Raw genomic sequence first — 26,098 nt, forward strand, 5'->3', positions numbered from 1 at the left:
CTGCAGCGTCCCCGATGCCGCGGGGACTTCGCCCCGCCAGACTACATTGGGCCCGTCGGGCGACGTTTTCAAGACGCGTCCTCGCGCGGGAGGGCCGCGAATCGCGCAAGGCGTGCACGCAGCATGGTCGAGGACAGCGGCACGCGTGCTCCGGTGAGGAACACCCAGGCCGGCGGCGCGTGCCGGGCGAGCCGGGCGGCGTCGCGTTCGCGCAGGCGGGCGGCGGCGAAGCTGCGCGCCGCCCGGCCCGACAGCGCCCGGAAGGTCGAGCCGGGCCGGTCGATCACCGCCACCGGCACCAGGGCGGCGATCTCGCGCCAGCCGCCCCAGCGGTGGAAGCCGGCCCAGTTGTCGGCACCGATCACCAGCACGAAGCGGACGGCGGGATAGAGCCGGGTCAGCCGGCGCAGGAGGTCGACGGTGTAGCGGGTGCCGAGACGGGCCTCGAGGTCGGTGACGACGGCGCGGCCGCGGCCGGCGACCTTGACGACGGCGGCGAGCCGCTCGGCGATCGGCGGCAGCGCGCCGGTGTCCTTCAGCGGGTTGCCGGGGGTGACCAACCACCAGATCCGGTCGAGCCCGAGCCGGGCGAGCGCCATGTCGGCCGCGTGGCGGTGGCCGGCGTGCGGCGGGTCGAAGGATCCGCCGAACAGTCCGACCGTCTCGCCGGGGAAGGCCGGCGGCAGTCGCGGACGGGCCGACGTCACGGACGCAGCTGGCCGTTGCCGCGGACGCGGTACTTGAACGAGGTCAGTTGCTCGACGCCGACCGGCCCGCGCGCGTGCATCTTGCCGGTGGCGATGCCGATCTCGGCGCCCATGCCGAACTCGCCGCCGTCGGCGAACTGGGTCGAGGCGTTGTGGAGCACGATCGCCGAATCGATGCCGTTCAGGAAGCGCTCGGCGGTGTCGGGGTCGGCGGTGACGATCGCCTCGGTGTGGTGCGAGCCGTAGGTCTCGACGTGTTCGATCGCCGCCTCGACACCGTCGACCAGCGTCACCGAGATGATCGCGTCGAGATACTCGGTGCGCCAGTCCTCCTCGCTCGCCGGCGTCGCGGCGGGCCAGAGCGCGACCACCTCGTCGCTGCCGCGGATGGCGCAACCGCGGGCGGCGAGGGCGTCGAGGATCGGTGCGAGGTGGGTGGCGGCGACCGCGCGGTCGACCAGCAGCGTCTCGGCCGAGCCGCAGACGCCGGTGCGGCGCAGCTTGGCGTTGACGGCGATGGCGATCGCCATGTCGAGGTCGGCGGCCTTGTCGACGTAGACGTGGCAGATGCCCTCGAGATGGGCGAACACCGGCACCCGCGCCTCGGCCTGCACGCGCGCGACCAGGCTCTTGCCGCCGCGCGGCACGATCACGTCGACGGTGCCGCCGAGGCCGCCGAGCAGCATGCCGACGGCGGCGCGGTCGCGGGTCGGCACCAGCTGGATCGCGTCCTCGGGCAGGCCGGCGGCGGAGAGACCTTCGCGCAGCGCGGTCAGGATCGCCTCGGAGGAGGCGTAGCTGTCGGAGCCGCAGCGCAGGATCGCGGCGTTGCCGGCCATCAGCGCGAGCGCGCCGGCGTCGGCGGTCACGTTGGGCCGGCTCTCGTAGATGATGCCGATCACGCCGAGCGGCGTCGCCACCCGCTCGATGTGCAGGCCGTTGGGGCGGTCCCAGGCGGCGAGCACCTTGCCGACCGGATCGGGCAGGGCGGCGATCTCGTCGAGGGCGGCGGCGATCGCCTCGACGCGCGGCTCGGTCAGGGTGCCGCGGTCGAGGAAGGCGGCGGTCTGGCCGTTGACCTTCATCTCGGCGACGTCGATGGCGTTGGCGGCGAGGATCTCGGCGACGTGGGCGCGCACCGCGGCGGCCATGGCGGCGAGCGCGGCGCGCTTCTCGGCGGCGGTCGCCGTCGCGAGCCGCCGGGCGGCGGCGCGGGCGCGCCGGCCGAGGGCGAGCATCTCGTGCGCGAGGTCGTCGGCGGTGGGGGCGGCGGTGTGCAGCATGGCGCGTCGGTCCGGTGTGGTCGGGGGCAGCCCGGCGGGGCCGTCAGGTCCCGCCGACCTCGCCCTTCAGGACGAGGTCGTCGCGGTGGATCATCTCGGTGCGGCCGGCGATGCCGAGGATGTCCTCGATCGCCGCGGAGTTGCGGCCGCGGATGCGGTCGGCGTCGCCGTCGTCGTAGGCGACGAGGCCGCGCGCGACCTCGATGCCGGCGGCGTCGACCACCCGTACGGCGTCGCCGCGGCCGAAGCGACCCGAAACCGCGGTGACGCCGGCCGGCAGCAGGCTGCGGCCCTGACCGAGGGCGCGGACGGCGCCGGCGTCGACGGTCAGCGTGCCGCGCGGCTCGAGGTGGCCGGCGATCCACGCCTTGCGGGCGGTGACCGGGTTGGCCTCGGCGCGGAACAGGGTGTGGGTGCCGCCGGCGTCGATCAGGGCCAGCGGGCTCGCCACCTTGCCGGAGGCGATGATCATGGCGGTGCCGGCGACGGTCGCCATCTTGCCGGCCTCGATCTTGGTCTTCATGCCGCCGCGCGACAGCTCCGAGCCGGCGGCGCCGGCCATCGCCTCGATCTCTGGGGTGATGCGCTCGACCACCGGGATCAGCGTGGCGTTCGGGTCGTCCTTCGGCGGGGCGGTGTAGAGGCCGTCGATGTCGGAGAGCAGGACCAGCAGGTCGGCACCCATCATGGTGGCGACGCGGGCGGCGAGGCGGTCGTTGTCGCCGTAGCGGATCTCGGTGGTGGCGACGGTGTCGTTCTCGTTGATGACCGGCACGGCGCGCTTCTCGAGCAGGGTGCCGATGGTGGCGCGGCCGTTGAGGTAGCGGCGGCGCTCCTCGGTGTCGCCGAGGGTGAGCAGGATCTGTCCGGCGGTGATGCCGTGGGTGCCGAGCACCTCGGCCCAGGCGCGCGCCAGCGCGATCTGCCCGACCGCGGCGGCGGCCTGGCTCTCCTCGAGGCGGAGCTTGCCGGCTGGGAGGCCGAGCACGCCGCGGCCCATGGCGATGGCGCCGGAGGAGACCAGCAGCACGTCGGCGCCGCCGGCGGCGAGACGGGCGACGTCGGTGGCGACCGCCTCCATCCAGGCGCGCCGGAGCACGCCGGAGCGGCCCTCGACGAGCAGCGCCGAGCCGATCTTGACGACGATGCGGCGATAGCCGGCGAGCCGGCCGGCGAAGGGGGCCGCGGCGGCGGGGCGTTCGAGCGCGGTCATGGCCGCCAGTCCTCCTCGGCGTCCTTCGGGTGGACCTCGTCGTCCTCGGCGCGGCTGTCCTCGACGGTGCGCCACATCAGCTTCAGCGCGTCGTCGACGCCTTGGCCGGTGGCCGCCGAGAGCACGATCGGCGTTTTCTTGGCTGCGCGCTTCAGCTTCTGCAGCTTCTTCTTCAGCTCGTCCTCGGGCACCAGCTCGCACTTGGAGAGCGCCACGATCTCCGGCTTCTCGTCGAGGCCGCCGCCGTAGGCCTCGAGCTCGCCGCGGACGATGCGGTAGGCCTCGACCACGTCCTCGTTGGAGGCGTCGACGAGGTGCAGCAGCACGCCGCAGCGCTCGACGTGGCCGAGGAAGCGGTCGCCGAGACCGGTGCCCTCGTGGGCGCCCTCGATCAGGCCGGGGATGTCGGCGAGCACGAATTCGCGGGTGCCGACGCGCACGACGCCGAGGCCGGGGTGCAGCGTGGTGAAGGGATAGTCGGCGATCTTCGGCTTGGCCGCGGTGGTGCGGGCGAGGAAGGTCGACTTGCCGGCGTTGGGCAGGCCGACGAGGCCGGCGTCGGCGATCAGCTTCAGCCGCAGCCAGATCCACTTCTCCTCGCCGGGCAGGCCCGGGTTGGCCCGGCGCGGCGCCTGGTTGGTGGAGGTCTTGAAATAGGCATTGCCGAAGCCGCCGTTGCCGCCCTTGCAAAGCAGCACGCGCTGGCCGACCTCGGTCAGGTCGGCGATCAGGGTCTCGCCGTCCTCCTCGAGGATCTCGGTGCCCTCGGGCACGCGCAGCGTGACGTCCTCGCCCTTGCCGCCGGCCCGGTTGCGGCCCATGCCGTGGCCGCCGGTGCGGGCCTTGAAATGCTGCTGGTAGCGATAGTCGATCAGCGTGTTGAGACCGTCGACGCACTCGATCCAGACGTCGCCGCCGCGGCCGCCGTCGCCGCCGTCGGGGCCGCCGAATTCGATGAATTTCTCGCGGCGGAAGGAGACGCTGCCGGCGCCACCGTCGCCGGACCGCACGTACACCTTCGCCTGATCCAGGAACTTCATGGGAAAACTCTTCGTCGGCACCCGCTCTGGAGCGCCGTTTCTCGTCTGTCGATCGCGGGTTCTTCGTGGCCGTGAGCTATGGGGCAGAACGGCCGCGGGTGCAACGGCGGAACGCCGCGCGTGTGCCGGGTTCGGGGCGCCGGGTTCAGCCGGCCGGCGGTGGTCGGAAGCCGGCGCGGTCGAGGCGGGTGTCGACGTGGTCGACCAACCCGCCGCGGGCGAGGCACTGCCGGCGGCTGCGGCCCTCGTGGACGAAGCCGTAGCGGGCCTGGATCGCCAGCGAGGCGTCGTTGCCGGCGAAGGCGCCGGAGACGATCTCGTCGATCGGCAGCGTGCCGTAGGCGTGGGCGAGCAGGGCGCCGGCCGCCTCCGTCATCAGCCCCTGGCCCCAGTGGGCGCGGCCGAGCCAGTAGCCGAACTCCGGCAGGCCGTCGAGCCCGTGCAGGGCGACGACGCCGACGACGTCGTCGCCGGCGGCGCGCCGGGTCACGCCGAGCGTCACCGCCGAGCCGGCGATCGCGGCGAGGCGGACGTGGTCGACGAAGGCGAAGGCGTCGGCGAGGCCGTAGGGGTAGGGCACCCGGGCCAGCCAGCGCGACACCTGATGGTCGGACAGGTGGCGCTGCAGCGCCGGCGCGTCGGCCGACGTCAGCGGACGCAGCGCGAGCCGCGCCGTCGTCAGCCGGACCTCGTCCAGTGGCCGGATCGCCACGACGGTTCGTCGCGTGGAGCCGAGAGGCATCGTCATCCCCGTACCCTCGCCGCCCGGGAGGATCACACCTCCGCGGGCCGCCGTCCACCCTGCAGCGGCCAGGCCGCGTCGCCGTCGTCCTCGACGAAGCGCAGCGGCTCCCAGCGCCTCAGGCTCTCCCAGGTGCGCCGGTCGATCTGGAACCGGTCCACCGCCACCACGGTGCCGTGGAAGACGGAGGCCTGGAGTTCCTGGCCGGCCCACTGGAAGCCGCATTTCTCGATCACCCGCCGGCCCGCCGCGTTGGTGACGCGGCAGTGGAACGACAGGCGCTCGTGGCCCTGGTGCAGGAAAGCGTAGTCGATCACGGCGTGGCACGCCTCTGTCGAATAGCCGCGCCCCCAGAAGGCCTCGCCGAGCCAGCAGCCGAGCGTCGGCAGGCGGGCGCCGCGGCGATGGTCGAGGGTGACGGCGCCGATCGGCACCGGCGCGGCGTCGCGGGCGCGGACGCAGACGAGGTGCTTCTGGCCGTTGGCCGGCGCCGGCTCCGCGATCCAGGCGAGGGCGTCGCCGATGCGGTAGGGGTGGGGCATGCCGAGCAGGTTCTGGGCGACGCGGGGATTGTCCGCGAGTTCGGCGATCACGGCGGCGTCGGCCGCCGTCGGCGCCCGGAGCAGCAGGCGCCGCGTCTCGATGGCGAGGCCTTCGCCGGGGCGTGCGTGCCCCCGGTCTCCGGCCTCGCCGATTATGCTCTCGAGCAGCTCGCGTTCCGATCTTTCCACGGGGGGCATGGTCGTTTCCTCGGTCCGGAAAAGCGAAGAGGGGAGGTGGCGACCCACCTCCCCTCGCAAGCGCTCGTCCGGTCTTCGGAGCGATCTGCCAGGGTCCGTGGGACGCCGGCAGTCGCAACAGGGACCATCCGGCTTACTCTGCTGCTTCCGCCGTCATCGTCGTCGGTCGAACGGACACGTAGACCTTGCCGTTCGCCTTGGTCGCGAAGGCCACCTTGCCTTCGGTGAGCGCATAGATCGTGTGGTCGACACCGAGGCCTACGTTGGTGCCGGGATGCCACTTGGTGCCGCGCTGGCGCACGATGATGTTGCCGGGAATGACGGCTTCGCCGCCGAACTTCTTGACGCCGAGGCGACGGCCGTCGGAATCGCGGCCGTTGCGGGACGAACCGCCTGCCTTCTTGTGAGCCATGGGATTACTCCTTCCTGTCAGCAGTCCCGCGGAGCGGCTTCGAGACGCTCTGACGCGACGGACCGCGGATTGCGTTCCTGGGGTGGGCCGCCGCCGGGGAACCCGTCCGGCGACCCTTCGAATTCGTGTCAGGCCGCGGTGATGCCGGTGATCTTCACCACCGTCAGGAGCTGCCGATGACCGCGCTTGCGCTTCGAGTTCTGCCGGCGGCGCTTCTTGAAGGAGATCACCTTCGGGCCACGGGTCTGCTCGACAACCTCGGCGGTCACGACGGCGCCGTTCACCACGGGGGTGCCGACCGTCACGCCCGCCTCGCCACCGACCATGAGCACCTCCTCGAAGGTGACGGTCGCGCCGGCTTCGGCGTCGAGCTTCTCGATTTCCAGCACGTCGTCGGCGGCGACCTTGTACTGCTTGCCGCCCGTCTTGATCACTGCGAACATGGTCTCGCCAGTCCTTCTTCGGTTCGTTCTTGGCCGCGTACGGATCGAGCCGTCGCAGCGGGTCGTGGTCGTTGGTCGCGTGGGGTTGTGGGTGCTCGGCGCGGCCGTCGGAGACGGATCCGCGAAACAAAACGCCCTCCCGCGCGAAGAGAGAGTGAGCCTCTCTCGCACGACAGGGCGTTGGATACACGCGCGGGCGGGGCGAAGTCAACGAAGGATCGCGCCCGGCCGGCGGATTTTCGCCGCCGGCGCGCCCCCGTTCCGGGGCGGGCCGGCGCGGTCGCGGAGCGCGGTCAGCGCAGGGCGCAGGCGAGCACGGTCCGGCCGCCGACGACGGCCTCCACCGTGGTCCCCTTGGCGATCGCCGGGAAGGTGGCGGGCAGGGCGCCACGCTCGTCGTCGAACTGGACCTCGGCGGCGAGCGAGCCGTCGGCCTGCCGCTTCAGCGCCCGGCGGGCGACCACCACGTCGGCGACCTCGAACACCACGGTGCGGCCGACGCCGAAGCCGGCGACGGCGTGATCGACCTCGAACTCGGCCTTGAACTGCCGGCGGACGCCCGTCTTCTTGGTCCGCTCGACGTAGCGGGAGGCGATGGTGAAGAGGCCGTCGGCGCCGGCACAGGTCAGCGTGCGCGCGGTGCCGGCGGCCTCGGCAGGAACGGCCGCGAGCGCGAGGCCGGCGGCGAGGGCGCCGGAGAGGCCGGCGGCGCGGATGGTCTTGGCGATCATGGTCGTCTCCTCGGTGTGGTGCGGCCGTCGGCCGGGTCGGCGACGGACCCTCTCCGCCGCCGCATACGGGTCTACCCGGATGCCGGTGACGCCAGACTGTTCTCCTTGGTCAGCATTTCGTCAGCGAGCGACGGCCCTGCCCGCGGCGGGCGGCTCTGCTATAAGGCGCCGACCACAGGAGGAGACCGCCGATGACCACGCCCGCCCCCGCCCTGCCGTCCGACGGCCTCTTCGTCGGCCGCGTCTTCCTGCCCGGGGTCGGGCCCGCGGTGGTCCGGGTCGAGGGCGACGTGCTGGTCGACGTCACCGCGGTGTTCCCGACCGTGCGCGACCTCTGCGAGACCGCCGACCCGGCGGGCGCCCTGGCGCGGGTCGCCGGGCCGGTGGTCGGCCGGCTCGACGCCGTCCTCGCCAACACCGCGCCGGACGGCCGCGATCCCGCCCGGCCGCACCTCCTGGCGCCGATCGACCTGCAGGCGATCAAGGCGGCCGGCGTCACCTTCGTGGTGTCCATGCTGGAGCGGGTGATCGAGGAGCGCGCCCGCGGCGACGCCGGTGCGGCGCTGACGATCCGGGCGCGGGTGCGCGAGCTCGTCGGCGACGACCTCCGCAGCCTGCGCCCCGGCTCGCCGGAGGCGGCCGCGCTCAAGGAGACGCTGATCCGCGAGGGTGCCTGGAGCCAGTATCTCGAGGTCGGCATCGGCCCGGACCCGGAGATCTTCACCAAGGCACCGGTGCTGTCGGCGGTCGGCACCATGGCCGACGTCGGCGTCCATCCGAAGTCGACCTGGAACAACCCCGAGCCCGAGGTCGTGCTCGCGGTGAATTCGCGCGGCACGATCGTCGGCGCAACGCTCGGCAACGACGTCAACCTGCGCGACGTCGAGGGCCGCTCGGCGCTGCTGCTCGGCAAGGCCAAGGACAACAACGCCTCCGCCGCGGTCGGTCCGTTCCTGCGTCTGTTCGACGGCGGCTTCGGCCTCGACGACGTCCGCCGCCTCGAGGTCGGCCTGACGGTGGAGGGCGTCGACGGCTTCCGCATGTCCGGGCGCTCGGCGATGGCGGAGATCTCGCGCGACCCGGCCGACCTCGTCGCCCAGGCGATCGGCCCGCACCACCGCTATCCCGACGGTTTCGTGCTCTACCTCGGCACCATGTTCGCCCCGGTCGAGGACCGCGACGAGCCCGGCCGCGGCTTCACGCACAAGACCGGCGACGTCGTCACCATCTCGGCGCCGCCGCTCGGCGCCCTCGTCAACCGGGTCGTGCCGACCGACCGCGCCGAGCCCTGGGACTTCGGCATCGCCGACCTGATGCGCAGCCTCGCCGGGCGCGGCCTCCTGCGCTGACCGGACGGCGCGCGACGGCTCAGGCGGCGTCCTGGCCGGCGCGCCAGACGTCGAGCGCCTCCTCGGCGGCGGCGCGGGCGGCGTCCATCTCGGCGAGTCGGGCGGCGTCGGCTGCGGCGCCGTCGATCCGGGCGCCGCGCTCTATGGAGGCGGCGAGGTCGGCGAGCGCCCGCGCACCGATGTTGGCGCTCATCGACTTCAACGCGTGGGCCGAGCGGGCGAGGGCCTCGACCTCGCCGGCTTCGGCGGCGGCGCGCAGCCGGCCGATCTCCTCGGCGGCGCGGCGACGATAGAGCCCGACGATGCGGTCGACCACGGCGAGCGCGCCGCCGGCGGTCTCGAGCAGGTCGTCGACGACGGCGACGTCGAGCGCCGGCGCGGCGTCGTCCGCCGGCGGCTCCGGAACGGACGCGCCGGCCGGCATCTCGGAAGCGGTGCGGCCGGTGGCGGCGGCGATGGTGCCGGCGAGGGCGGCGAGCGTGTAGGGCTTGTGCAGCACGCCGACCATGCCGGCCTCGCGCCAGGCGTCGGCGGCGGCGCCGATGACGTGCGCGGTCAGCGCCACGATCGGCGTCGGCGCGGTGCCGCGCTCGCGTTCGGCGGCGCCGATCAGGCGGGCGGCGGCGAAGCCGTCGAGCTCCGGCATGCTGCCGTCCATCAGGATCAGGTCGTAGCGGCGCGCGAGCGCGGCGTCGACCGCCTCGCGCCCGTCGACGACGAAGTCGGCGACGACACCGAGGCGGCGGAGCGCGGCGTCGGCGACCTCGCGGTTGACCTCGGAATCGTCGGCCACCAGCACGGCGAGGCCGGGGAAGCCGGCGAGCGCGTCGGCCCCTCCGGCGACGTCGTCGTCGGAGAGCGGCAGGCCGGCGGCGCGGCGGGCGAGGAGATCGGAAAGGTCGCCCTCGGCGACCGGCCAGGCCAGCACCGCGTCGACGCGGCGGCCGTCGCGCCGGGCCGGGACACGTTCGCCGGGCCGGGCGACGGCGACCAGCGCGCCGTCGGGGGCGACCGCGGCGTCCGCGAGCGCGCCGGCGTCGGCGAGGACGAAATCGGCCGGTCCGGTCTCGACGAGGGCGAAGCCGCGGGCGGCGAGGCCGGCGGCGAGGGCGGCGCGGGTGAACGGCGCCGCGACCGCGACGCGGGCGCTGGCGCCGGCGGCGTCCGGCGTGGCGGGACGGCCTTCTGCGACGACCGCCGGCAGCGAGAAGTGGAAGGTCGAACCGCGGCCGACCTCGCTGGCGACGGCGAGCGCGCCGCCCATCGCCTCGACGAGGCGGCGGGCGATCGACAGGCCGAGGCCGGTGCCGCCGAAGCGGCGGGTCGTGCTCTGGTCGGCCTGGGTGAAGGCCTCGAACACGCCGGCGAGCTTGTCGGCGGGGATGCCGATGCCGGTGTCGGTGACGGCGAAGCGGACCCGGTCGTCGCCGTCGGGCTCGGCGGTGACGACCACGCCGCCGGCGGCGGTGAACTTCAGCGCGTTGTTGACGAGGTTGCCGAGCACCTGGCCGAGCCGGGTCGGGTCGGCGGCGACGAGGCGGTCCGGCGGCAGCAGCACGCGGCCGGCGACGTCGAGCCCCTTCTCGGCGGCGCGCTCGGCGAACAGGCGCAGCACGGTGTCGATCGCCGCGACCGGGTCGACGTCGAGGATCTCGACCTCGAGGCGGCCGGCCTCGATCTTGGAGACGTCGAGGATGTCGTTGATGATGGCGAGCAGGCTGGCGCCGGAGCGGGCGATCACCTCGGCCTGCCGGCGGGCGCGGCCGGGCAGTTCCTCGGCGGCCAGCACCTCGGCCATCACCAGGATGCCGTTCATCGGCGTTCTGATCTCGTGGCTCATGGTGGCGAGGAAGTCCGACTTGGCGCGGTTGGCGTCGTCGGCGTCGCGGGCGGCGCGGGCGTAGTCGGCGGTGCGGTCGGCGACCTCCCGCTCGAGGCGTTCGCGGTGCCGGGCGAGGCGGGCGTCGCGTTCGCGGATGTCGGCGATCATGCCGTTGAAGCCCTCGACGAGGCGGCCGATCTCGTCGCGCGAGGACGGCTCCAGCACCACGGCGAAGTCGTGGTCGCGGCGCACCGTCGCCATCGCGGCCGACAGCGCCTCGATCGGGCGCGAGATCGAGCGTTGCAGCGCCAGCGCCAGCAGGAGGGCGAGGCCCGCGGCGACACCGGCGGCGAGGAAGGTGCCCCCGACCGCGGCCCAGAGCAGGTGCGGCAGGTCGGCGGTATCGGCGACGAGGCGGAGCCGACCGACCTCGGCGCCGCCGCGCACCACCGGCACCTCGACCGCCAGCGTGCGGCTGCCGACGGTGGCGAGGAGGTCGACCGGGGCGGCCGGATCCGACACCGCGACGTCGCTCGACAGCACCTCGGCCGAGCCGGCCTCGGCGAGGGCGGCGCCGTCCGCGCCGGCGACGCCGACGTAGATGCCGCCCTCGACGTCGCGCAGCGAGCGGATCACCTGCTGGACGCCGGCGACCTCGCGCTCCGCGACGGCCGGGGCCGCGGCGGCGGCCATCACGCGGGCGGTTGTGAAGAGGTAGGAGCGCTTCTGCTCGACGTAGCGGCCGGTGTCGCGCAGGATCGAGGTCGCCAGCATCACCGAAGTCGCCAGTGCGATCGCCGCGACGGCGAGGAGAACGAGCTTGGCGCGGACGGAGAGGGCGGGGCGGGGCGTCATGGCGCGATGGTGCGCAGGTCCCCGTTAACGGCGGGAAAAGGCGGCACCCGGGCGCCCGATCGCGAGCGGGCGGAGCGGCGTCGGAAACGCGGCGTTAGCAGATCCGGCGGACACTGGCGGCGACGACGACGGAGCCGGACCGCCATCATGACCATGCCCCCGCCGCCGCCGGCCGACCTCGCCGTGCGGCGCTTCGACTACGTGCTGTCCGGCGACATGACGATCCTCGCCGTCGACGACGACCCGATCCAGCTCGAATTCTGCTCGGTCTACATCGCGACGCCGACCGTAACCGTCGTCACGGCCGGCAGCGCCGAGGAGGGACTGGCGCTGCTCGAGGACCTTTCGGTCGCCGCGCTGCTGGTCGACGTCGACATGCCCGGCATGAACGGCATCGAGATGGTGCGGCGCCTGCGCGCCGATCCGCGCCACGCCCGCCTGCCGATCATGGTGGTGACCGGGCGCGAGGACATGGCCTCTATCGACGACGCCTTCGAAGCGGGCGCGACCTCGTTCATGTGCAAGCCGGTGAACTGGCGGCTGATGGCGCACCAGATCCGCTTCATGATCCGGGCCCAGCGCGCCCTCGACGCCGAGGGCGGTGCCCTGCGGTCCTGACGCGATTCCCGAATCAGGCAGGCGGCCGGACCGGCACGGCCGGCCGCTCGGCCGCGAGCAGGTGCCCGATCTCCTCGGGCGCGACCGCCTTGGAGAACAGCCAGCCCTGGAGATAGTGGCAGCCGGCCGCCTTCAGGAAGCGCCGCTGCGCCTCGGTCTCGACGCCCTCGGCGGTGACGCGCAGGCCGAGCGCGCGGGCGAGCGCGATCACCGACTGCACGATCGCCACGGCCCGCATCGAGCCGATGTCGTCGATGAAGCACTTGTCGATCTTGAGCTTGTCGACCGGCAACCGCAGCAGGTAGCTCAGCGAGGAATAGCCGGTGCCGAAGTCGTCGAGTGCGATGCGGAAGCCGACGGCGCGCAGGCGTTCGATGGTGGCGAGCGCCGCGTCGAAGTCGCCGATGTAGGCGCTCTCGACGATCTCGATCTCGACCCGGTCGTGGCCGATGCCGACCTCGTCGCAGATGGCGACGAGACGGTCGACGAGCACGGGGTCGCGGAAGCGGTCGGCCGACAGGTTGATCGACACGGTCAGGCCCGGCCACGCGACCGCGTCGGCGCAGGCGCGGCGGAACACCCAGTAGTCGAGCCGCTCGGCGTCGGCGGGGTCGGAGAAATGGGCGAGCACGTCGCCGGGGCGCATCAGGCGGGGCGTCGGCTTCAGCACGCGCAAGAGCGCCTCGACGGCGGCCATGCGGCTGCCGTCGGCGAAATACTGCGGCTGGTAGTGGAGCGTCAGCTCCTCGAAACGGACCGTCATGGCACTCCAGGTCGTCTGCACCCCCGAGGAACATCCTATCGCGAAATGCTGTATGAACGCTGACCGTTCCCGCCGATCGCGCCGGGGCGCTCGAGAGGAGTGGCGAGGGTTGAAAGTCGACGGCATCCCCTATCGATCGATCTTCACGGCCGCGGACGGCCGCACCGTCCGGGTGATCGACCAGCGCCGCCTGCCGCACGACTTCGTCGTGGTCGATCTCTCGACACGCGACGAGGCGGCGGTCGCCATCCGCGACATGTGGGTGCGCGGCGCGCCGCTGATCGGCGCCACCGCCGCCTACGGGATGGCTCTGCAGATGCGGACGGATCCCTCCGACGCCGGCCTCGACGAGGCCTGGCGGGTGCTGAACGCGACGCGCCCGACCGCCGTCAACCTGCGCTGGGCGCTCGACGTCATGGCCGCGGTCCTGCGCCCGCTGCCGCCGGCCGAACGCGAGGCCGCCGCCTACGCCCGTGCCGCGGCGATCGCCGACGAGGACGTCGCGATCAACCGGGCGATCGGCGAGGCCGGCGTCGCCCTGATCGAGGCGGTCGCGGCGCGCAAGGGCGGCGGGCCGGTGAACATCCTCACCCACTGCAACGCCGGCTGGCTCGCCACCGTCGACTGGGGCACCGCGACCGCGCCGATCTACATGGCGCGCGAGCGCGGCGTCGACGTCCACGTCTGGGTCGACGAGACCCGGCCCCGCAACCAGGGGGCCTCGCTGACGGCCTGGGAACTCGCCGGCCACGGCGTGCCGCACACGCTGGTGGTCGACAACGCCGGCGGCCACCTGATGCAGCACGGCAAGGTCGACCTCGTCATCGTCGGCACGGACCGCACCACCGCCCGCGGCGACGTCTGCAACAAGATCGGCACCTACCTGAAGGCGCTCGCCGCCCACGACAACGGCGTGCCCTTCCACGTAGCGCTGCCGTCGCCGACGATCGACTGGACCGTCTCGGACGGCCTCGCCGAAATCCCGATCGAGGAGCGCTCCGGCGAGGAGGTCGGCTGGGTCTGGGGCCGCACCGCCGCCGGCGAGGTGACGCGCGTCCGGATCGCCCCCGAGGCGTCCGGCCTCGGCAACCCCGCCTTCGACGTCACGCCCGCGCGCCTCGTCACCGGTCTGATCACCGAGCGCGGCCTGTGCGCCGCCAGCCCGGAGGGCCTCGCAAGCCTGTTCCCGGAGCGCGCCGGCCGTTGACGCGGCCGGCGCACGCTCAGGCGGGCCCGTCGCGGCGTTCGACGTCGAGCACCACCGCGTCGAGCGGGCCGATCGAGCAGCCGACCTCGAGCATGTCCACGAGGGCGGGGTGACCGGCCGCCTCGACCGCGACCTCGGACGGGCCGGTCGCGACGACGCGGCCGTCGAGGGCGTAGCGGGCGAGGCGCTCGGCGGCGAAGGCCGCGAAGCCGGCGCCGAGGTCGCGGCCACGGAACACGAGGCGTACGGACACCGGGCGGGGCGTGGACATGGCGGGCGGGATCCTCCGGGCGCGGGAGCGGCGGCCCGCCTCGGCGCCCGCCGGCCGGGCGCGCGCGGAGCATACACGCGGCGTGCCCGCGCGGGCCATCCCGTCGGTGGGCGATCCAGTTTCCGCCGCATTCTCGGCGCAGTGCACCCTCGGGGCTCCCCGCCGCCCCGCGACGCGACGACACGGACGGAGCCGCAGTTGGAAACGGTTGTCATCGGCCTTCGCCGTCAGACCTCGGTGATCGCGGCGCTGATCATGCGCGAGATCCGGCTGCGCAACAGCCGCTACGCCTTCGCCTACCTGTTCGACCTGTTCGAACTCCTCGGCATGATCATCGTCATGTCGAGCCTGCGCGTCTTCGTCGGGTCGTCGCCGATGCTCGGCGACAGCGAGATCCTGTTCATCGCGTCGGGCCTGATCCCGATCTCGCTGTTCCGCACCGTCTCGACCAAGAGCGCGGCGGGCGTCTCGCAGAGCCGCGGCGGCAAGGCGTTGCCGGGCGTGTCGCTGCTCGACAGCGCCATCGCCAAGAGCTGCGTCGAGCTGTTCAACTACACCGTCCTCGCGATCCTGCTGCTGACGGTGCTGTGGGTGTTCGACGTCTCGATGTTCGCGGTGCCCTACGACATGGCGCCGCTGCTCGAGTGCTGGAGCGTGCTCTACCTGTTCGGCCTCGGGGTCGGCCTGATCAATTCGGTGATCATTCCGCATTTCCCGCTTTGGAACATCTTCTGGGGTGTGCTGACGCGCGGCCAGATCCTGCTCGGCGCGGTCTACAACGTGCCGGAATACATGCAGCCCTACATCCGCAACATCATCGTCTGGAACCCGATCGCGCATCTGGTCGCGCTGTTCCGCACCGGCATCTTTCCCGGGTACCCCGGCCACTTCATCGACATCGGCTATGCGACCCTTTGTGCGGCCGTCACCTTCGTGGTCGGCCTCGCCGTGCAGCGCACCGCCCGCCGCCGCCTCGCTTCGATCTGATCGCCGCGCGCCGTCGCGAAGCACTCGCCGGCAAGCTCGGGCGCAGGCGGCGCAATTTGCCGATCGCTTCGCATCCTGCGGCAGCCAAGAGCGCCAAGATCCTGCGAAAGCCCGCGAAAATCCGCCCCGGGCGATCGTTCCGGATCCGGAACGGCCGGTTGACGAAAGGTTAAGTTAACCATTCGTCAACCATTTCCGGCTCAGATCGGAGACGTTCATGGCCGGGTGCTCCGATGGATACCGCGACGACGATCCGCAAGACGATACGCTTTCGAGGCCGCAGCTTCCTCGCCCTGGTGCTCGCGCCGGAGGCGCCGCTGGCGGCGTGGCTGACGGAATTCGACGTGCTGCGCGAGCGCTCGCCGAGCTTCTTCGTCAACCGTCCGCTGGTGCTCGACGTCGGCGCGCTCGACCTCGACCGCGAGGCGCTGCAGACGCTGGTCGCCGACCTCTACGCCCGCAAGGTCCGCGTGCTCGGCATCGAGGGCGCCAAGGCCTCCGCGCTCGGCTTCGGACTGCCGCCGGGCCTGTCCGGCGGGCGCGTGGTCGACGACATTCCCGCCCCCGAGGACGAGACGCCCGCCGTCGGCGGCGCCGCGGCCGCCCCCGCCGGGCCGCCGCCGCAGGTGCCGGTTCCGGCCGTCGCGCCGGCCCTCTACATCGAGGCCCCGGTGCGGTCGGGCCAGTCGGTGATGTACCCGGAGGGCGACGTCACCATCGTCGGCTCGGTCGCCTCGGGCGCCGAGATCGTCGCCGGCGGCTCGATCCACGTCTACGGCGCGCTGCGCGGCCGGGCGATGGCGGGTTGCACCGGCAATCCCAAGGCGAGGATCTTCGCCCAGAAATTCGAAGCGGAACTCGTCGCCATCGACGGCCTCTACCAGATCGCCGACGAACTGAACCCCGAGTTGCGCGGTCGTCCGGTCCAGATCCGCCTGGAGGACGACACCATCTACATGTCCGCACTGGATTGAGCCGAAGGAACCCACCATGGCCAAGGTACTGGTAGTCACGTCAGGCAAGGGCGGCGTCGGCAAGACCACGACGACCGCCGCGCTCGGGGCGGCGCTCGCCCAGAGCGGCCAGAGCGTGGTCGTGGTCGACTTCGACGTCGGCCTGCGCAACCTCGACCTCGTCATGGGTGCCGAACGCCGCGTCGTCTACGACTTCATCAACGTGGTCCAGGGCGACGCCAAGCTCAACCAGGCCCTCATCAAGGACAAGCGGGTGGACATGCTCCACCTGCTGGCAGCGTCGCAGACCCGCGACAAGGACGCGCTCACCGAGGAGGGCGTCGCGCGGGTGATCGACGAGCTCCGCCAGCGCTTCGACTGGGTGATCTGCGACAGCCCGGCCGGCATCGAGCGCGGCGCCACGCTGGCGATGCGCCACGCCGACGTCGCCGTCGTCGTCACCAATCCCGAGGTGTCGTCGGTGCGCGACAGCGACCGCATCATCGGCCTGCTCGACGCCAAGACCATCCGTGCCGAACGCGGCGAGCGGATGGAGAAGTGCCTGCTCTTGACCCGCTACGACGCCGCCCGCGCCGAGCGCGGCGAGATGCTGAAGGTCGCCGACGTGCTGGACATCCTGTCGATCCCGCTGATCGGCATCATCCCGGAGAGCACCGCCGTCCTCAACGCCTCGAACCTCGGCTCGCCGGTGACGATCTCCAACCCGCAGAGCGCGGCGGCCCAGGCCTACCTGCAGGCGGCGCAGCGGCTGATGGGCATCGACATCCCCGTCACCGTTCCGGCCGAGCGGCGCAGCTTCTTCCAGGGCCTGTTCGGGCGGAGGGTGGCATGAGCCTTCTCAGCTTCTTCGGGCGGCGCACCACCGCGCCCCAGGCGCGCGAGCGCCTGCAGATCCTGCTCGCCCACGAGCGCATCGCCACCTCCGGCCAGCCGGACCTGCTCGCCAAGCTGCGCGAGGAGATCCTCGAGGTGGTCGGCCGCCACGTCGCGATCGAGCGCGACAAGGTGATCGTCAAGATGGAGCGCGGCGCCGGCGTCTCGACCCTCGAGGTCGACGTCGAGATCCCGAACGACGTCCAGATCACCAAGCGGGCCGTGGGCGCCTGACCGGCGGTCCCGCGCCGCGCGGGACTTCCACCGGCCTCGCAAGATCCCGAGGTGTCGGGACCTTGCGGGGTTTCGGCCGTCCGTCCGGCGCCCGGTCGGGCGCTGCCCGCCGCGACGGGCTCGGTCTCACGCCCGCGCGGCGTCGATCCAGGTCTCGATCGCGGCGAGGTCGACGGCGCGCGAGCTGTCCACTTCCAGCACCGGCCCGAGCCGCAGCGGCGACACCTCGCCGGCGCGGCGGGCGAGTTCGGGGGCGTAGTCCGGGCCGGGATGGCCGGGATGGCGCCGGCCGGCACGGGCGACGTAGCGCGCGGCGAGCACCTCGCCCGGCGCGTGGCACCACACCTCCAACACCCGTCCGACCCCGGCGCCGGCGATCAGCTCGGCGAGCCGCTCGCGCGTCACCACGCCGAACCAGGCGTCGAGCACGAAGACGGCGCCGTCCGGTCCGTCGGCGACCACGGCCCAGAGCGCGGCCATGGCGGCGCGGCCGAGCGCGCGGTTGTGCTCGCGGTCGCCGACGCCGACGGCGTCGAAGAACGGCTCCTTGACGCTGTCGAGGGTGAGCAGCGGCCAGGTCCGCGCCCGCGACAGGTGGCGCGAGACCGTGGTCTTGCCGCTCGCCGGCAGGCCGTTGACGAGGATCGCCGTCTTCACGACCGTCCGGCCCCGGAGAGGTGACGCGCGCCGCGGCCGGCGACCCGCTGGGCCCCGCCGTCGCGATGGTGCTCGATCAGCGCCGACAGCGCCGCGCCGATCACGCCGGCGTCGTCGCCGAGTTCGGCCGGGGCGACGGCGCAGCGGTACCAGTCGGCGAGCGGCGGCGCCTTGGCGAGGGCGCGGAAGGCGGCGCCGCCGAGGCCACCGCCGAGCAGCACCAGCTCGGGATCGAAGGCGGCGACCACGGTGTCGATCGCCGCGCGCAGCGGCGTCGCCCAGGCCCGGAGCAGGGTGTCGGCGCGCGGATCGCCGGCGGAGTCGGCGGCGAGCACCGCCTCGGCCGTGGTGCCGGCGGGCAGGCCGGCCTCGGCGACGAGGCGTCCGAAGGCGTTGCCCGACGAGGTCGTCTCGACGCAGCCGCGACGGCCGCAGGCGCAGGGCAGCCCGCCGACGTCGACCGTGACGTGGCCGAGCTGGCCCGCCGCCATCCGGCCGCGGACGATCTTGCCCTCCAGCATCACCGCGCCGCCGATGCCGGTGCCGATGGTGAACATCACCACGTCGTCGCGGCGCTTGCCGGCGCCGACGGCGATCTCGGCCACCAGCGCCATGTTGCAGTCGTTGTCGATCGCCGCCGGCTTGCCGAGGGCGGCCTGCAGCCGCTCGGCGAAGTCGAGCCCGGCGAAGTCGAGATAGCCGCCGGACAGCACCTTGCCGCGGCGGGCGTCGACCCGCCCGGGGATGCCGACGCCGACCGCGACGACGTCGGGTCCGTCGAGGAAGGCGGCGAGTTCGATCGCGCGGGCGATCGCCGCCTCGGGATCGCGGTCGATCCGCTCGGCGCGCTTCTCCAGGATGGTGCCGTCGGCGGCGACCCGGGCGAGGCGCAGGTTGGTGCCGCCGACGTCGATGCCGATCGCCTCGAGGTCAGCGTGCATCGGCGCCTCCGCGGCGGAAGCGGGCGACCACGGCCTTGATCTCCTCGAGGCGCGGCACCGCGATCGTGGTCAGCCGCTCGCGGGTCACGGCGCGGTCGAGCGAGATGCAGTCCTTCCAGAGAGAGCGGCCGGCGATGACGCCGGAGGCGCCGTTGCGCATGGCGGTCTCGACCTGGCCGAGGAAGGTGGCGTGGTCGACGCCGGCCGACAGCACCGCCCACGGCACGTCGCCGGCGAGCGCGGTGACGGCGGCGCAGGCCTCGGCGGTGCCGGGGAAGGGGATCTTGAGCAGCTTGGCGCCGAGTTCGAGGCACATCCTGGAACCCTCGACCACCAGTTCGGGCACCTTCGCCTTGTAGGCGGCGTCGTCCTCGCCGTCGAGCTTGTAGGTCAGGAACTCGACCACCAGCAGCAGATCCTCGGCGGCGAAGTCGGCGATGCAGCGCTTCAGGATCTCGACGTTGTGGCCGTTGGCCTCGGGCCGGTCGGAGCGCAGGTAGACCATGATCTTGCCGCCGGTGCCGCCGAGCCGGCGCACGCGGGCGGCGTCGACGCCCTTGACCAGCTTGGAGAGTCGGTAACCCTCCGGCGTCAGGTCGAAGCCGCTGTCGTCGAGGCCGATCAGCAGGCCGGTGTCGCGGGAGATCACGCCGTCGTCGACCACGGACGGCACGGCGCAGACCGGATCGAGCAGCACGCAGGAGGCCTTCGAGGCCAGGTACTTGGTGATGTCGGCCTTGGTGGCGCCGAGAACGTCGATGCCGATCTTCGCCTGCACCTCGGGATCGGACGACAGCAGCGTGCGCATGCCGCCGCGCTGGTCGCAGGCGATCACCATCATGGCGCCGTCGGCGTCGCAGATCTGCTGGTAGCCGCGCCGTTCGGCGGTGGTCATGGCGGTCATGTCTCGAGTCTCCTGGTCGGCCGCCGGGAGGGGGCGGCCTCGTGTGCGAAGGATGGGCTCAGTTCGGGGCGAGGACGAGGGCGGCGGCACCGACGAGGCCGGCGTCGGGACCGAGCGCGGCGGGCACCACCGCGACGTCGCGGAAGGCGGGCATCGCCCGCGTCGCGACGGCGTCGGCGATCACGGGGGCGAACAGGTCGAACAGGGCGGAGAGGCCGCCGCCGATCACCACGACCTCGGGCGAATAGAGGTGGATCAGGCCGACGATGCCGGCGCCGAGCCGGCGCGCCTCCTCGGCGACGAGGGCGAGGGCGGCCGGGTCGCCCTCGCGGGCGGCCGTGCCGACGTGGCGGGCGTCGGCGGGGGCGGTTCCGGCGAGAGCGGCGATTCGGCCGGCGGGATCGGCGGCGGCGGCGCGACGCGCCTGCCGGCCGAAGGCGGTGCCGGAGGCGACCGCCTCCCAGCAGCCGCGGTTGCCGCAGCTGCAGACGACGTCGTCGTCGGTGACGATCATGTGGCCGACGTGGCCGGCAAGGCCGCCGCGGCCGCGCAAGAGCCGACCGTCGCAGACGACGCCGCCGCCGATGCCGGTGCTGACCGTCACGTAGACGAAGTGGCGCCGGCCGATGGCGGCGCCGAAGCGCCACTCGCCGAGGGCGGCGGCATGACCGTCGTTGTCGATCGCGACCGAAAGGCCGAGGGCGGCGGCGAGGCGCTCGCGCAAGGGAAAGCCGTGCCAGCCGGCGAGCGTCGGCGGTCCGGTGACGACGCCGGCCTCGGCGTCGAGCGGGCCCGGCGCGCCGACGCCGACCGCGACCGGACGGGCGCCGGCGAGGTCGAGGTCGGCGACGAGCCCGGTCATCTGGGCGAGCACGGCCTCGGGGCCGCCGGCGGCGTCGGTGCGGGTCGAGCGGCGCGCCAGCAGGCGACCGTCCTCGGCCACCAGCGCGGCGCGCAGCTCCGTTCCCCCGAGGTCGATGCCGACGGCCGTGCGCATGGCTCAGCCCGGTCCCGGCAGGCCGTGGGCCCAGGCGATCCGGGCGGCGAGGTCCGGCGCTCCGAAGGCGAGCGAGCCCATCACCACGGTGTCCGCGCCGGCGGCGCGCAGCGCGGGCACGGTGGTGTCGCGGATGCCGCCGTCGGCGGCGAGCACGGTGCCGCCGGGGCGGCCGGCGGCGGCGATCAGGGCGCGCGCCTCGCCGAGGCGGCCGGTGGCGGCCGGCGACAGCGACTGGCCCTTCACGCCGATGGCGGTGCCGAGCAGCGTCAGGAAGGCGAGCCGCGGCAGCACGGGCGCGACCGCCGCGACCGGCGTGTCCCACTTCAGCACCACGCCGGCGGCGACGCCGAGATCGTCGAGGCGGTCGAGCGCCGGCACCAGCGCGGCGTCGTTCTCAAGGTGGACGCTGACGAGGTCGGCGCCGGCGTCGACGAACTGGTCGATCTGGTCGAGGAGGATCGCGTCGGCCACCATCAGGTGGACGTGGATCGGCTTGTCGGTGAGTTCGCGGACGCGGGCGACCTGATCGGGGAAGAACAGGAAGGACGGCGCGAAATGGCCGTCGGCGACGTCGACGTGCCAGACGTCGGCGTGGGCGTCGGCGCGCGCGACGTCGTCGGCGAGGCGGACGAGGTCGGCGGACCACAGCGAGAATTCGCAGAGCAGCCGGTGCTTCGGCAGGGCGGAGAGGCGGTCGGGTCGGGTCATCGGGTGGCGGATCCGGGGAGGGCGGCGAGGAAGTCGGCGATGGCGGCGGCGACTTCGGCGGCGTGGCGGGCGCGGTCGTCGGCCTTGGGGTGGACGACGATCAGGCGCGCGCCGGGGATCGCGGCGGCAAGGGCCTCGGCGGTCGCCATCGGGTGGATCGCGTCGCGGGTCGTGCCGATCACCAGCGTCGGCACCGCGAGGGCGGCGAGGTCCTCGCGCGGGATGCCGGGGCCGTCGGCGGAGATCCGCGTCAGGAGCGCCGCGGTGGTCGCGATTGGCTCGCGGGCGAAGAAGCCGAGGAGCGAGGCGAGGTTGTCCGGCGCCTCGGCGGCGAGCGTCCGCGCGGCGTCGGACGCCTCGAACAACCGCCGCGCCTCGGCCGGCGGATGCGCGGCGAGGAGGTCGCCGACCAGCACGTTGGCGGAAAGGTTCGCCGGATTCGGATCGGCGACCCAGGCGGGCCGGACCAGCACCAAGGCGCGCACCAGCGCCGGCCGGCGCACCGCGAGCCGCGTCGCGATCGCCGCGCCCATCGAGACGCCGCCGAGCGCGACCGGGCCGAGGCGCTCCGCCTCGATCACGGCGGCGACGTCGCCGGCGAAGGTCGCGATCGAGAAGGCCGATGCTTCGCCGGATTCGGATCCGCCGTGACCGCGGCAGTCGAGGGTGAGGACGCGATGGCCGGCGAGACGATCGGCGACGTCCGCGATGGCGGCGGCGCTGCCGCAGAGGCCGTGCTGCAGCACCAGCGCCGGGCCGTCGCCGCGGTCGTGGAGGTCGAGGCGGAGGCCGTCGCGTGCGAACGGTCGGACGGTCATCGCCGCGCCTCGGTCAGCGGCCGCAGGAAGGCGGCGACGTCGGCAGCCTCGCCGGCGTCGAGGCCGTGGGTGACCAGCGGGCCGTCGAAGCCGGCGGCGGCGAGGGTCGCGACGAAATGCGGGAAGTCGACGACGCCGCGGCCGGCGGCGGCGAAGGCGCCGTCGGGACGGCGGTCCTTGGCGTGGGCCATGGCGATGCGGGAGCCGAGCCGGGCGACGGCGTCCTCGACGAGGCCGCGGCGGACGTCGGCGGCGGCGACCTCGAACAGGTTGGCGGGGTCGAGGACGATCTTCAGCCGGGGCGAACCGACCTCCACGATCAGCCGCTCGGCGCGGGCGGCCGAGGACACCACGTTGGCGAGTTCGGGCTCGATGCCGAGGTCGACGTCGAAACGCTCGGCGATCGCGGCCGCCTTCTCCATCTCGGTGACGAGGTCTTCCCAGGCGTCGGGACGGTCGTTGTCCGGGTGGTGGCGCCACTGGTCGTCGGGATCGCGTGTGCCGGTGCAGAGCGTGATCATGCCGGTGCCGATCGCCGCGCAGGCGGAGGCGAGCACGGCGAGCCGGCGCAGGCCGTCGAAGCGGACGGCGAGGTCGGGGTGGATCATGTTGTAGGTGCCGGACACCGCGGCGATCGCGACGCCGGTGGCGGCCGCGGCGGCGGCGACCGTGGCGGCGGCGGCCTCGGGGATCTCGTCCGGCATCGCCGGCAGGCCGAGGCAGGCCATGTTGAACTGGACGCAGTCGTAGCCGGCGGCGCGGGCGGCGCCGAGCACGGTCGCGGCGTCGGTGCCGGGGAAGGTCTTGGCGAAGATACCGAGGCGCATCAGACCGCTCCCTCGACCTGGTCGAGGCGCACCGGCCGACGCGTCTCGGCGGAGCGGGCGATCGCGACCATGGCGCGCACGCTGGCCACGCCGTCGGCGGCCGAGGCGCCGGTCATCGGCGCGCCGTCGAGGATCACGTCGGCGAAGCCCTCGACCTGACGGCGGTAGAAGTGGCCGTCGGCGCCGAGGACGCGGCGGGTGGTGCCGTCGGCCTCGTGGAAGATGTCGACCTCGCTGGTCTTGTAGTACCAGGGGTTGAAGGTCTTGCCGAGAATGCTGCCGTTCTCGCCGTAGATCTGGAAACCCTCGTGCCAGTCCATGCGGACGGCGACGGTGAGGTCGAGGTGGCCGAGGGTGCCGTCGGCGAAGGCGACGTCGACGAACCAGCAATACGCTCCGAAGCGCTCGGAGAGGCGGGCGTCGACCTCGACGATGTCGCCGGCGAAATAGCGCGCGACGTCGACGAGGTGGCAGCCGTGCGCCAGCATGAAGTAGCGCCGCTTGTCGGCCTTGGGATCGCCGGCGGGACGGCGCGCGTTCCGGCTGGTCACGATCAGCGGCTGGACCGCGTCGGTCATCGGGTAGCGGTGGGTGCTGTCGCAGTACCAGGCCTTGAGGGCGAGGCGCTGGCCCATGCCGTCGTCGACGAAGGCCTTGGCGGCCTGGAGGCCGGCGTCGAAGCGCTTCATGTGGCCGACCTGGAGCACGAGGCCGGAGCGCGCGACGGTGCGGGCGAGGTCCTCGACCTCCTCGACGGCGACGCCGAGCGGCTTCTCGCAGAGCACGTGCTTGCCGGCGGCGAGCGCCTTCAGGGCGGCCGGCACGTGGAAGGCGTCGGAGGTGGCGACGATCACCGCCTCGACCTCGGGGTCCGCCAGCATGGCATCGTAGTCGGCGTAGCTCTTCGCCGGCGCGTGGGTCGCGGCCATGCGCGCGCGGAGGTCGTCGGCGACGTCGCAGATCGCGAAGAGGTCGGCGTTGCGCGCCTTGGTGCAGCTCTCGAAATGGGCGGCCTGGGCGATCGGGCCGCAGCCGAGCACGCCGATCCTCAGCCTGCGTTCGTCCTTGCGGGGCATAAGGGTCCACTCCGGATCAGGGTGGGGCGGCCGCCGGCCCGGGGGGAGAGGCACCCGCCGGGGGAGGGCGGCGGGCGGGCCGGCGGCGGCCCGAGGGCGGTGGCGATCCGGGCGGACGTGCCGCGGCCGGATCGTCACGGGCCGGCGGTCAGCCGCCGACCATGAGCTTGACGACCTCGTCGTGGTTGGTCTCGGCGATCCGCCGTTCGCCGGCGAGCTGGCCGCGGCGCAGCACGACGATGCGGTCGGCGACCGCGAAAATGTCCTGGAGGTTGTGGGAGATGAAGATGATCCCCTGCCCCTGGGACTTCAGCGTCCTGACGAGCTGGACCACCTTGCGCTGCTCGGGCACGCCGAGGGCGGCGGTCGGCTCGTCCATGATCAGGACGCGGGCCTTCCAGTAGATCGCCCGGCCGATCGCCACCGCCTGACGCTGGCCGCCGGAGAAACGGCCGACCGGGGCGTCGAGGCGGTTCACGTGGAAGTCGAGGCGGGCCATGGTCTCGCGGGCGGCCTCGGCCATCTTGGCGCGGTCGATCACCGGGAGGACGCCGAGGATCTTCCGCATCGGCTCGCGGCCGAGGAAGATGTTGGCGCCGATGGTCAGGTTGTCGGCGAGCGCGAGGTCCTGGTAGATCGTCTCGATGCCGTGGCCACGGGCGGCCTCCGGGGTCGGGAAGTGGACCGGCTGGCCGGCGAAGCGGATCTCGCCCTCGTCCGGCTGGTAGACGCCGGAGATGGTCTTGATCAGGGTCGACTTGCCGGCGCCGTTGTCGCCGGCGAGGGCGACGCACTCGCCCGGCATCAGCCGCATCGAGACGTCCTTGAGGGCCTGGACGCCGCCGAAGCGCTTGGCGACGCCGCGGACTTCGAGGATGGGTTCGGACGTGGTCGCGGCCATTGCTCAGCGGTCCCCGAGGCGGTGCTGGGTCTGGTCGACGAGCACCGAGATGATGATGACCACGCCGACCGCGACGAACTGCCAGAACGGCTCGACGTTGATGAAGACGAGGCCGTACTGGATCACCGCGATCACCAGCGCGCCGGCGACGGTGCCGAGGATGGTGCCGGAGCCGCCGAACAGGCTGGCGCCGCCGATCACCACCGCGGCGATCGAGTCGAGCAGCAGGGGCTCGCCGGCCTGGGCGGCACCGGCGGTGAAGCGGGCGGCGTAGAGCACGCCGCCGAGGCCGGCGCAGAGCGCGGACAGCAGGTAGAGCTTCTGCTTGTGGCGGGAGACGTCGATGCCGGCGCGGGCGGCGGCGTTCTCGCTGGCGCCGATGGCGTAGGTGTGCTGGCCGAAGCGGGTCTGCGACAACAGGTAGTGCATCGCCAGCAGGAACAGCACGGCGACAACGACCACGGTCGGCACGCCGAGCACGCGGCCGTTGCCGAGGGCGGCGAACCAGGAGTTCGAGACCGGCACGGTGGTGCCGCCGGCGATCAGGAAGGCGGTGCCGCGGGCGACGCCGAACATGCCGAGCGTGCCGATGAAGGGCGGCACCTGCAGCTTGGCGATCAGGAGGCCGTTGATGATGCCCGGCAGGGTCGAGACCGCGACGCCGGCGAGGATGCCGACCAGCATGGCCGGGAACGGCGGCATGGCGGTGCCGGCGAGGTTGGTGGCATGGGCGGCGACCACGGCCGACAGGCCCATGATGAAGCCGATCGACAGGTCGATGCCGCCGGAGATGATCACGAAGGTCGAGCCGAGCGCCAGCAGCAGCGGCGCCACGGCGAAGATCGTGATCGACTGGAGATTGTAGGCCGAGCCGAAGAAGGTGGTCTGGTAGGCGACCTGGGCCCACACCTCGAAGAACACGACCAGGAAGGCGAGGAAGAGCCAGGCGCGCAGCTGCGCCAGCTTGGCGATCACGCGCATCGCCCCGCCGGAGGCGGGAGT

Annotated in this window: 29 protein-coding genes; 7 read left to right on the plus strand and 22 right to left on the minus strand. The window is 73.3% G+C overall.

The window, feature by feature from the left end; translation table 11 throughout:
* Nucleotides 1–68: 68 nt before the first annotated feature.
* The 9 genes from EDD54_RS20495 to EDD54_RS20535 form a co-directional block, all read right to left on the minus strand.
* Nucleotides 69–707: a nicotinate-nucleotide adenylyltransferase gene (locus EDD54_RS20495; RefSeq protein ID WP_126540452.1), complete on the minus strand. Its 639-nt coding sequence runs from the start codon at nucleotides 705–707 to the stop codon at nucleotides 69–71.
* Nucleotides 704–1,990: a glutamate-5-semialdehyde dehydrogenase gene (locus EDD54_RS20500; protein WP_126540453.1), complete on the minus strand. Its 1,287-nt coding sequence runs from the start codon at nucleotides 1,988–1,990 to the stop codon at nucleotides 704–706. The genes EDD54_RS20495 and EDD54_RS20500 overlap by 4 nt, the downstream gene beginning before the upstream one ends.
* Before the next feature lie 43 nt (nucleotides 1,991–2,033).
* Nucleotides 2,034–3,203 (minus strand): glutamate 5-kinase, encoded by a 1,170-nt coding sequence (proB, locus tag EDD54_RS20505; protein WP_126540454.1) that lies wholly within the window; start codon nucleotides 3,201–3,203, stop codon nucleotides 2,034–2,036.
* Nucleotides 3,200–4,243 carry a GTPase ObgE gene (gene obgE, locus EDD54_RS20510; RefSeq protein WP_126540455.1) on the minus strand — a complete coding sequence of 348 codons (1,044 nt, stop codon included), beginning with the start codon at nucleotides 4,241–4,243 and terminating at the stop codon, nucleotides 3,200–3,202. The genes proB and obgE overlap by 4 nt, the downstream gene beginning before the upstream one ends.
* Nucleotides 4,244–4,388: 145 nt before the next feature.
* Nucleotides 4,389–4,991: a GNAT family N-acetyltransferase gene (locus EDD54_RS20515; protein WP_165644695.1), complete on the minus strand. Its 603-nt coding sequence runs from the start codon at nucleotides 4,989–4,991 to the stop codon at nucleotides 4,389–4,391.
* A gap of 26 nt (nucleotides 4,992–5,017) precedes the next feature.
* Nucleotides 5,018–5,716, minus strand: coding sequence for a GNAT family N-acetyltransferase (locus EDD54_RS20520; protein ID WP_165644694.1), 699 nt, complete (start codon nucleotides 5,714–5,716; stop codon nucleotides 5,018–5,020).
* A 142-nt stretch (nucleotides 5,717–5,858) separates the two neighbouring features.
* Entirely contained in the window at nucleotides 5,859–6,137 is a 279-nt protein-coding gene (gene rpmA / locus EDD54_RS20525) for a 50S ribosomal protein L27 (protein ID WP_126540458.1), read from the minus strand.
* Between the two features lie 128 nt (nucleotides 6,138–6,265).
* On the minus strand, nucleotides 6,266–6,580 hold the full coding sequence (rplU, locus tag EDD54_RS20530; RefSeq protein ID WP_126540459.1) for a 50S ribosomal protein L21: 315 nt from the start codon (nucleotides 6,578–6,580) through the stop codon (nucleotides 6,266–6,268).
* A 293-nt stretch (nucleotides 6,581–6,873) separates the two neighbouring features.
* Nucleotides 6,874–7,311, minus strand: coding sequence for a hypothetical protein (locus EDD54_RS20535; protein ID WP_126540460.1), 438 nt, complete (start codon nucleotides 7,309–7,311; stop codon nucleotides 6,874–6,876).
* Nucleotides 7,312–7,502: 191 nt separating this feature from the next.
* On the opposite strand from EDD54_RS20535, the gene EDD54_RS20540 reads away from it, so the two are divergent.
* Entirely contained in the window at nucleotides 7,503–8,660 is a 1,158-nt protein-coding gene (locus tag EDD54_RS20540; protein ID WP_126540461.1) for a fumarylacetoacetate hydrolase family protein, read from the plus strand.
* A gap of 19 nt (nucleotides 8,661–8,679) precedes the next feature.
* On the opposite strand, the gene EDD54_RS20545 is transcribed toward EDD54_RS20540, so the two are convergent.
* Nucleotides 8,680–11,337 carry an ATP-binding protein gene (locus EDD54_RS20545; RefSeq protein WP_126540462.1) on the minus strand — a complete coding sequence of 886 codons (2,658 nt, stop codon included), beginning with the start codon at nucleotides 11,335–11,337 and terminating at the stop codon, nucleotides 8,680–8,682.
* Between the two features lie 147 nt (nucleotides 11,338–11,484).
* Here EDD54_RS20545 and EDD54_RS20550 point away from each other — a divergent pair, with 147 nt between their 5' ends.
* Nucleotides 11,485–11,955: a response regulator gene (locus EDD54_RS20550; protein ID WP_207620508.1), complete on the plus strand. Its 471-nt coding sequence runs from the start codon at nucleotides 11,485–11,487 to the stop codon at nucleotides 11,953–11,955.
* Nucleotides 11,956–11,968: 13 nt separating this feature from the next.
* Here EDD54_RS20550 and EDD54_RS20555 read toward each other — a convergent pair whose 3' ends face one another.
* Nucleotides 11,969–12,718 carry an EAL domain-containing protein gene (locus EDD54_RS20555; protein ID WP_165644744.1) on the minus strand — a complete coding sequence of 250 codons (750 nt, stop codon included), beginning with the start codon at nucleotides 12,716–12,718 and terminating at the stop codon, nucleotides 11,969–11,971.
* Between the two features lie 109 nt (nucleotides 12,719–12,827).
* On the opposite strand from EDD54_RS20555, the gene mtnA reads away from it, so the two are divergent.
* The gene (gene mtnA / locus EDD54_RS20560) at nucleotides 12,828–13,925 is read left to right on the plus strand and encodes an S-methyl-5-thioribose-1-phosphate isomerase (RefSeq protein WP_245515836.1); all 1,098 of its coding nucleotides are present in this window, start codon (nucleotides 12,828–12,830) and stop codon (nucleotides 13,923–13,925) included.
* A 16-nt stretch (nucleotides 13,926–13,941) separates the two neighbouring features.
* Here mtnA and EDD54_RS20565 read toward each other — a convergent pair whose 3' ends face one another.
* The gene (locus EDD54_RS20565; protein WP_126540465.1) at nucleotides 13,942–14,196 is read right to left on the minus strand and encodes a hypothetical protein; all 255 of its coding nucleotides are present in this window, start codon (nucleotides 14,194–14,196) and stop codon (nucleotides 13,942–13,944) included.
* A 198-nt stretch (nucleotides 14,197–14,394) separates the two neighbouring features.
* Between EDD54_RS20565 and EDD54_RS20570 the strand changes: the two genes are divergently transcribed.
* From EDD54_RS20570 to minE, 4 genes are all read left to right on the plus strand, one after another.
* Nucleotides 14,395–15,183, plus strand: a complete 789-nt coding sequence (locus tag EDD54_RS20570) for an ABC transporter permease (RefSeq protein ID WP_126540466.1) — start codon at nucleotides 14,395–14,397, stop codon at nucleotides 15,181–15,183.
* A 233-nt stretch (nucleotides 15,184–15,416) separates the two neighbouring features.
* Entirely contained in the window at nucleotides 15,417–16,157 is a 741-nt protein-coding gene (minC, locus tag EDD54_RS20575) for a septum site-determining protein MinC (protein WP_126540467.1), read from the plus strand.
* Between the two features lie 16 nt (nucleotides 16,158–16,173).
* Nucleotides 16,174–16,989, plus strand: a complete 816-nt coding sequence (minD, locus tag EDD54_RS20580) for a septum site-determining protein MinD (protein ID WP_126540468.1) — start codon at nucleotides 16,174–16,176, stop codon at nucleotides 16,987–16,989.
* On the plus strand, nucleotides 16,986–17,264 hold the full coding sequence (gene minE / locus EDD54_RS20585; protein WP_126540469.1) for a cell division topological specificity factor MinE: 279 nt from the start codon (nucleotides 16,986–16,988) through the stop codon (nucleotides 17,262–17,264). The genes minD and minE overlap by 4 nt, the downstream gene beginning before the upstream one ends.
* A gap of 126 nt (nucleotides 17,265–17,390) precedes the next feature.
* Here the strand turns inward: minE and EDD54_RS23570 are convergent, their stop codons facing one another.
* The 10 genes from EDD54_RS23570 to EDD54_RS20635 form a co-directional block, all read right to left on the minus strand.
* On the minus strand, nucleotides 17,391–17,921 hold the full coding sequence (locus EDD54_RS23570) for a P-loop nucleotide/nucleoside kinase family protein (RefSeq protein WP_126540470.1): 531 nt from the start codon (nucleotides 17,919–17,921) through the stop codon (nucleotides 17,391–17,393).
* Nucleotides 17,918–18,862 (minus strand): ROK family protein, encoded by a 945-nt coding sequence (locus EDD54_RS23575; protein WP_126540471.1) that lies wholly within the window; start codon nucleotides 18,860–18,862, stop codon nucleotides 17,918–17,920. Before EDD54_RS23575 ends, EDD54_RS23570 begins: the two co-directional genes overlap by 4 nt.
* Nucleotides 18,852–19,766, minus strand: coding sequence for a tagatose-bisphosphate aldolase (locus EDD54_RS20600; protein ID WP_126540472.1), 915 nt, complete (start codon nucleotides 19,764–19,766; stop codon nucleotides 18,852–18,854). Before EDD54_RS20600 ends, EDD54_RS23575 begins: the two co-directional genes overlap by 11 nt.
* 58 nt (nucleotides 19,767–19,824) lie before the next feature.
* Nucleotides 19,825–20,763, minus strand: a complete 939-nt coding sequence (locus EDD54_RS20605; RefSeq protein ID WP_126540473.1) for an ROK family protein — start codon at nucleotides 20,761–20,763, stop codon at nucleotides 19,825–19,827.
* 3 nt (nucleotides 20,764–20,766) lie between these two features.
* A complete protein-coding gene (locus EDD54_RS20610; RefSeq protein ID WP_126540474.1) occupies nucleotides 20,767–21,474 on the minus strand; it encodes a ribulose-phosphate 3-epimerase in 708 nt (235 codons plus the stop codon).
* Nucleotides 21,471–22,292, minus strand: coding sequence for an alpha/beta fold hydrolase (locus EDD54_RS20615; RefSeq protein WP_126540475.1), 822 nt, complete (start codon nucleotides 22,290–22,292; stop codon nucleotides 21,471–21,473). The genes EDD54_RS20610 and EDD54_RS20615 overlap by 4 nt, the downstream gene beginning before the upstream one ends.
* A complete protein-coding gene (locus tag EDD54_RS20620; protein ID WP_126540476.1) occupies nucleotides 22,289–23,119 on the minus strand; it encodes a sugar phosphate isomerase/epimerase family protein in 831 nt (276 codons plus the stop codon). The genes EDD54_RS20615 and EDD54_RS20620 overlap by 4 nt, the downstream gene beginning before the upstream one ends.
* On the minus strand, nucleotides 23,119–24,195 hold the full coding sequence (locus EDD54_RS20625; protein ID WP_126540477.1) for a Gfo/Idh/MocA family protein: 1,077 nt from the start codon (nucleotides 24,193–24,195) through the stop codon (nucleotides 23,119–23,121). Before EDD54_RS20625 ends, EDD54_RS20620 begins: the two co-directional genes overlap by 1 nt.
* 148 nt (nucleotides 24,196–24,343) lie before the next feature.
* Nucleotides 24,344–25,096, minus strand: coding sequence for an ATP-binding cassette domain-containing protein (locus tag EDD54_RS20630; RefSeq protein ID WP_126540478.1), 753 nt, complete (start codon nucleotides 25,094–25,096; stop codon nucleotides 24,344–24,346).
* Between the two features lie 3 nt (nucleotides 25,097–25,099).
* Nucleotides 25,100–26,077, minus strand: a complete 978-nt coding sequence (locus EDD54_RS20635; protein ID WP_245515847.1) for an ABC transporter permease subunit — start codon at nucleotides 26,075–26,077, stop codon at nucleotides 25,100–25,102.
* Between the last annotated feature and the right edge of the window lie 21 nt (nucleotides 26,078–26,098).

This window comes from Oharaeibacter diazotrophicus (genome assembly GCF_004362745.1).
Taxonomy (GTDB): Bacteria; Pseudomonadota; Alphaproteobacteria; order Rhizobiales; family Pleomorphomonadaceae; genus Oharaeibacter; species Oharaeibacter diazotrophicus.

Bases quoted from the DNA above. Each gene is read 5' to 3' on its own strand.
- EDD54_RS20535 (WP_126540460.1), bottom strand. From the start codon at position 7,311: ATGATCGCCAAGACCATCCGCGCCGCCGGCCTCTCCGGCGCCCTCGCC.
- obgE (WP_126540455.1), bottom strand. From the start codon at position 4,243: ATGAAGTTCCTGGATCAGGCGAAGGTGTACGTGCGGTCCGGCGACGGT.
- EDD54_RS20500 (WP_126540453.1), bottom strand. From the start codon at position 1,990: ATGCTGCACACCGCCGCCCCCACCGCCGACGACCTCGCGCACGAGATG.
- EDD54_RS20555 (WP_165644744.1), bottom strand. From the start codon at position 12,718: ATGACGGTCCGTTTCGAGGAGCTGACGCTCCACTACCAGCCGCAGTAT.
- EDD54_RS20630 (WP_126540478.1), bottom strand. From the start codon at position 25,096: ATGGCCGCGACCACGTCCGAACCCATCCTCGAAGTCCGCGGCGTCGCC.
- EDD54_RS20515 (WP_165644695.1), bottom strand. From the start codon at position 4,991: ATGACGATGCCTCTCGGCTCCACGCGACGAACCGTCGTGGCGATCCGG.
- EDD54_RS23575 (WP_126540471.1), bottom strand. From the start codon at position 18,862: ATGCACGCTGACCTCGAGGCGATCGGCATCGACGTCGGCGGCACCAAC.
- proB (WP_126540454.1), bottom strand. From the start codon at position 3,203: ATGACCGCGCTCGAACGCCCCGCCGCCGCGGCCCCCTTCGCCGGCCGG.
- EDD54_RS20605 (WP_126540473.1), bottom strand. From the start codon at position 20,763: ATGCGCACGGCCGTCGGCATCGACCTCGGGGGAACGGAGCTGCGCGCC.
- EDD54_RS20610 (WP_126540474.1), bottom strand. From the start codon at position 21,474: ATGACCCGACCCGACCGCCTCTCCGCCCTGCCGAAGCACCGGCTGCTC.
- minC (WP_126540467.1), top strand. From the start codon at position 15,417: ATGGATACCGCGACGACGATCCGCAAGACGATACGCTTTCGAGGCCGC.
- EDD54_RS20545 (WP_126540462.1), bottom strand. From the start codon at position 11,337: ATGACGCCCCGCCCCGCCCTCTCCGTCCGCGCCAAGCTCGTTCTCCTC.
- EDD54_RS20615 (WP_126540475.1), bottom strand. From the start codon at position 22,292: ATGACCGTCCGACCGTTCGCACGCGACGGCCTCCGCCTCGACCTCCAC.
- EDD54_RS20635 (WP_245515847.1), bottom strand. From the start codon at position 26,077: ATGCGCGTGATCGCCAAGCTGGCGCAGCTGCGCGCCTGGCTCTTCCTC.
- EDD54_RS20625 (WP_126540477.1), bottom strand. From the start codon at position 24,195: ATGCCCCGCAAGGACGAACGCAGGCTGAGGATCGGCGTGCTCGGCTGC.
- EDD54_RS20540 (WP_126540461.1), top strand. From the start codon at position 7,503: ATGACCACGCCCGCCCCCGCCCTGCCGTCCGACGGCCTCTTCGTCGGC.
- EDD54_RS20620 (WP_126540476.1), bottom strand. From the start codon at position 23,119: ATGCGCCTCGGTATCTTCGCCAAGACCTTCCCCGGCACCGACGCCGCG.
- rplU (WP_126540459.1), bottom strand. From the start codon at position 6,580: ATGTTCGCAGTGATCAAGACGGGCGGCAAGCAGTACAAGGTCGCCGCC.
- EDD54_RS20600 (WP_126540472.1), bottom strand. From the start codon at position 19,766: ATGACCGCCATGACCACCGCCGAACGGCGCGGCTACCAGCAGATCTGC.
- rpmA (WP_126540458.1), bottom strand. From the start codon at position 6,137: ATGGCTCACAAGAAGGCAGGCGGTTCGTCCCGCAACGGCCGCGATTCC.
- EDD54_RS20565 (WP_126540465.1), bottom strand. From the start codon at position 14,196: ATGTCCACGCCCCGCCCGGTGTCCGTACGCCTCGTGTTCCGTGGCCGC.
- minE (WP_126540469.1), top strand. From the start codon at position 16,986: ATGAGCCTTCTCAGCTTCTTCGGGCGGCGCACCACCGCGCCCCAGGCG.
- EDD54_RS20550 (WP_207620508.1), top strand. From the start codon at position 11,485: ATGACCATGCCCCCGCCGCCGCCGGCCGACCTCGCCGTGCGGCGCTTC.
- minD (WP_126540468.1), top strand. From the start codon at position 16,174: ATGGCCAAGGTACTGGTAGTCACGTCAGGCAAGGGCGGCGTCGGCAAG.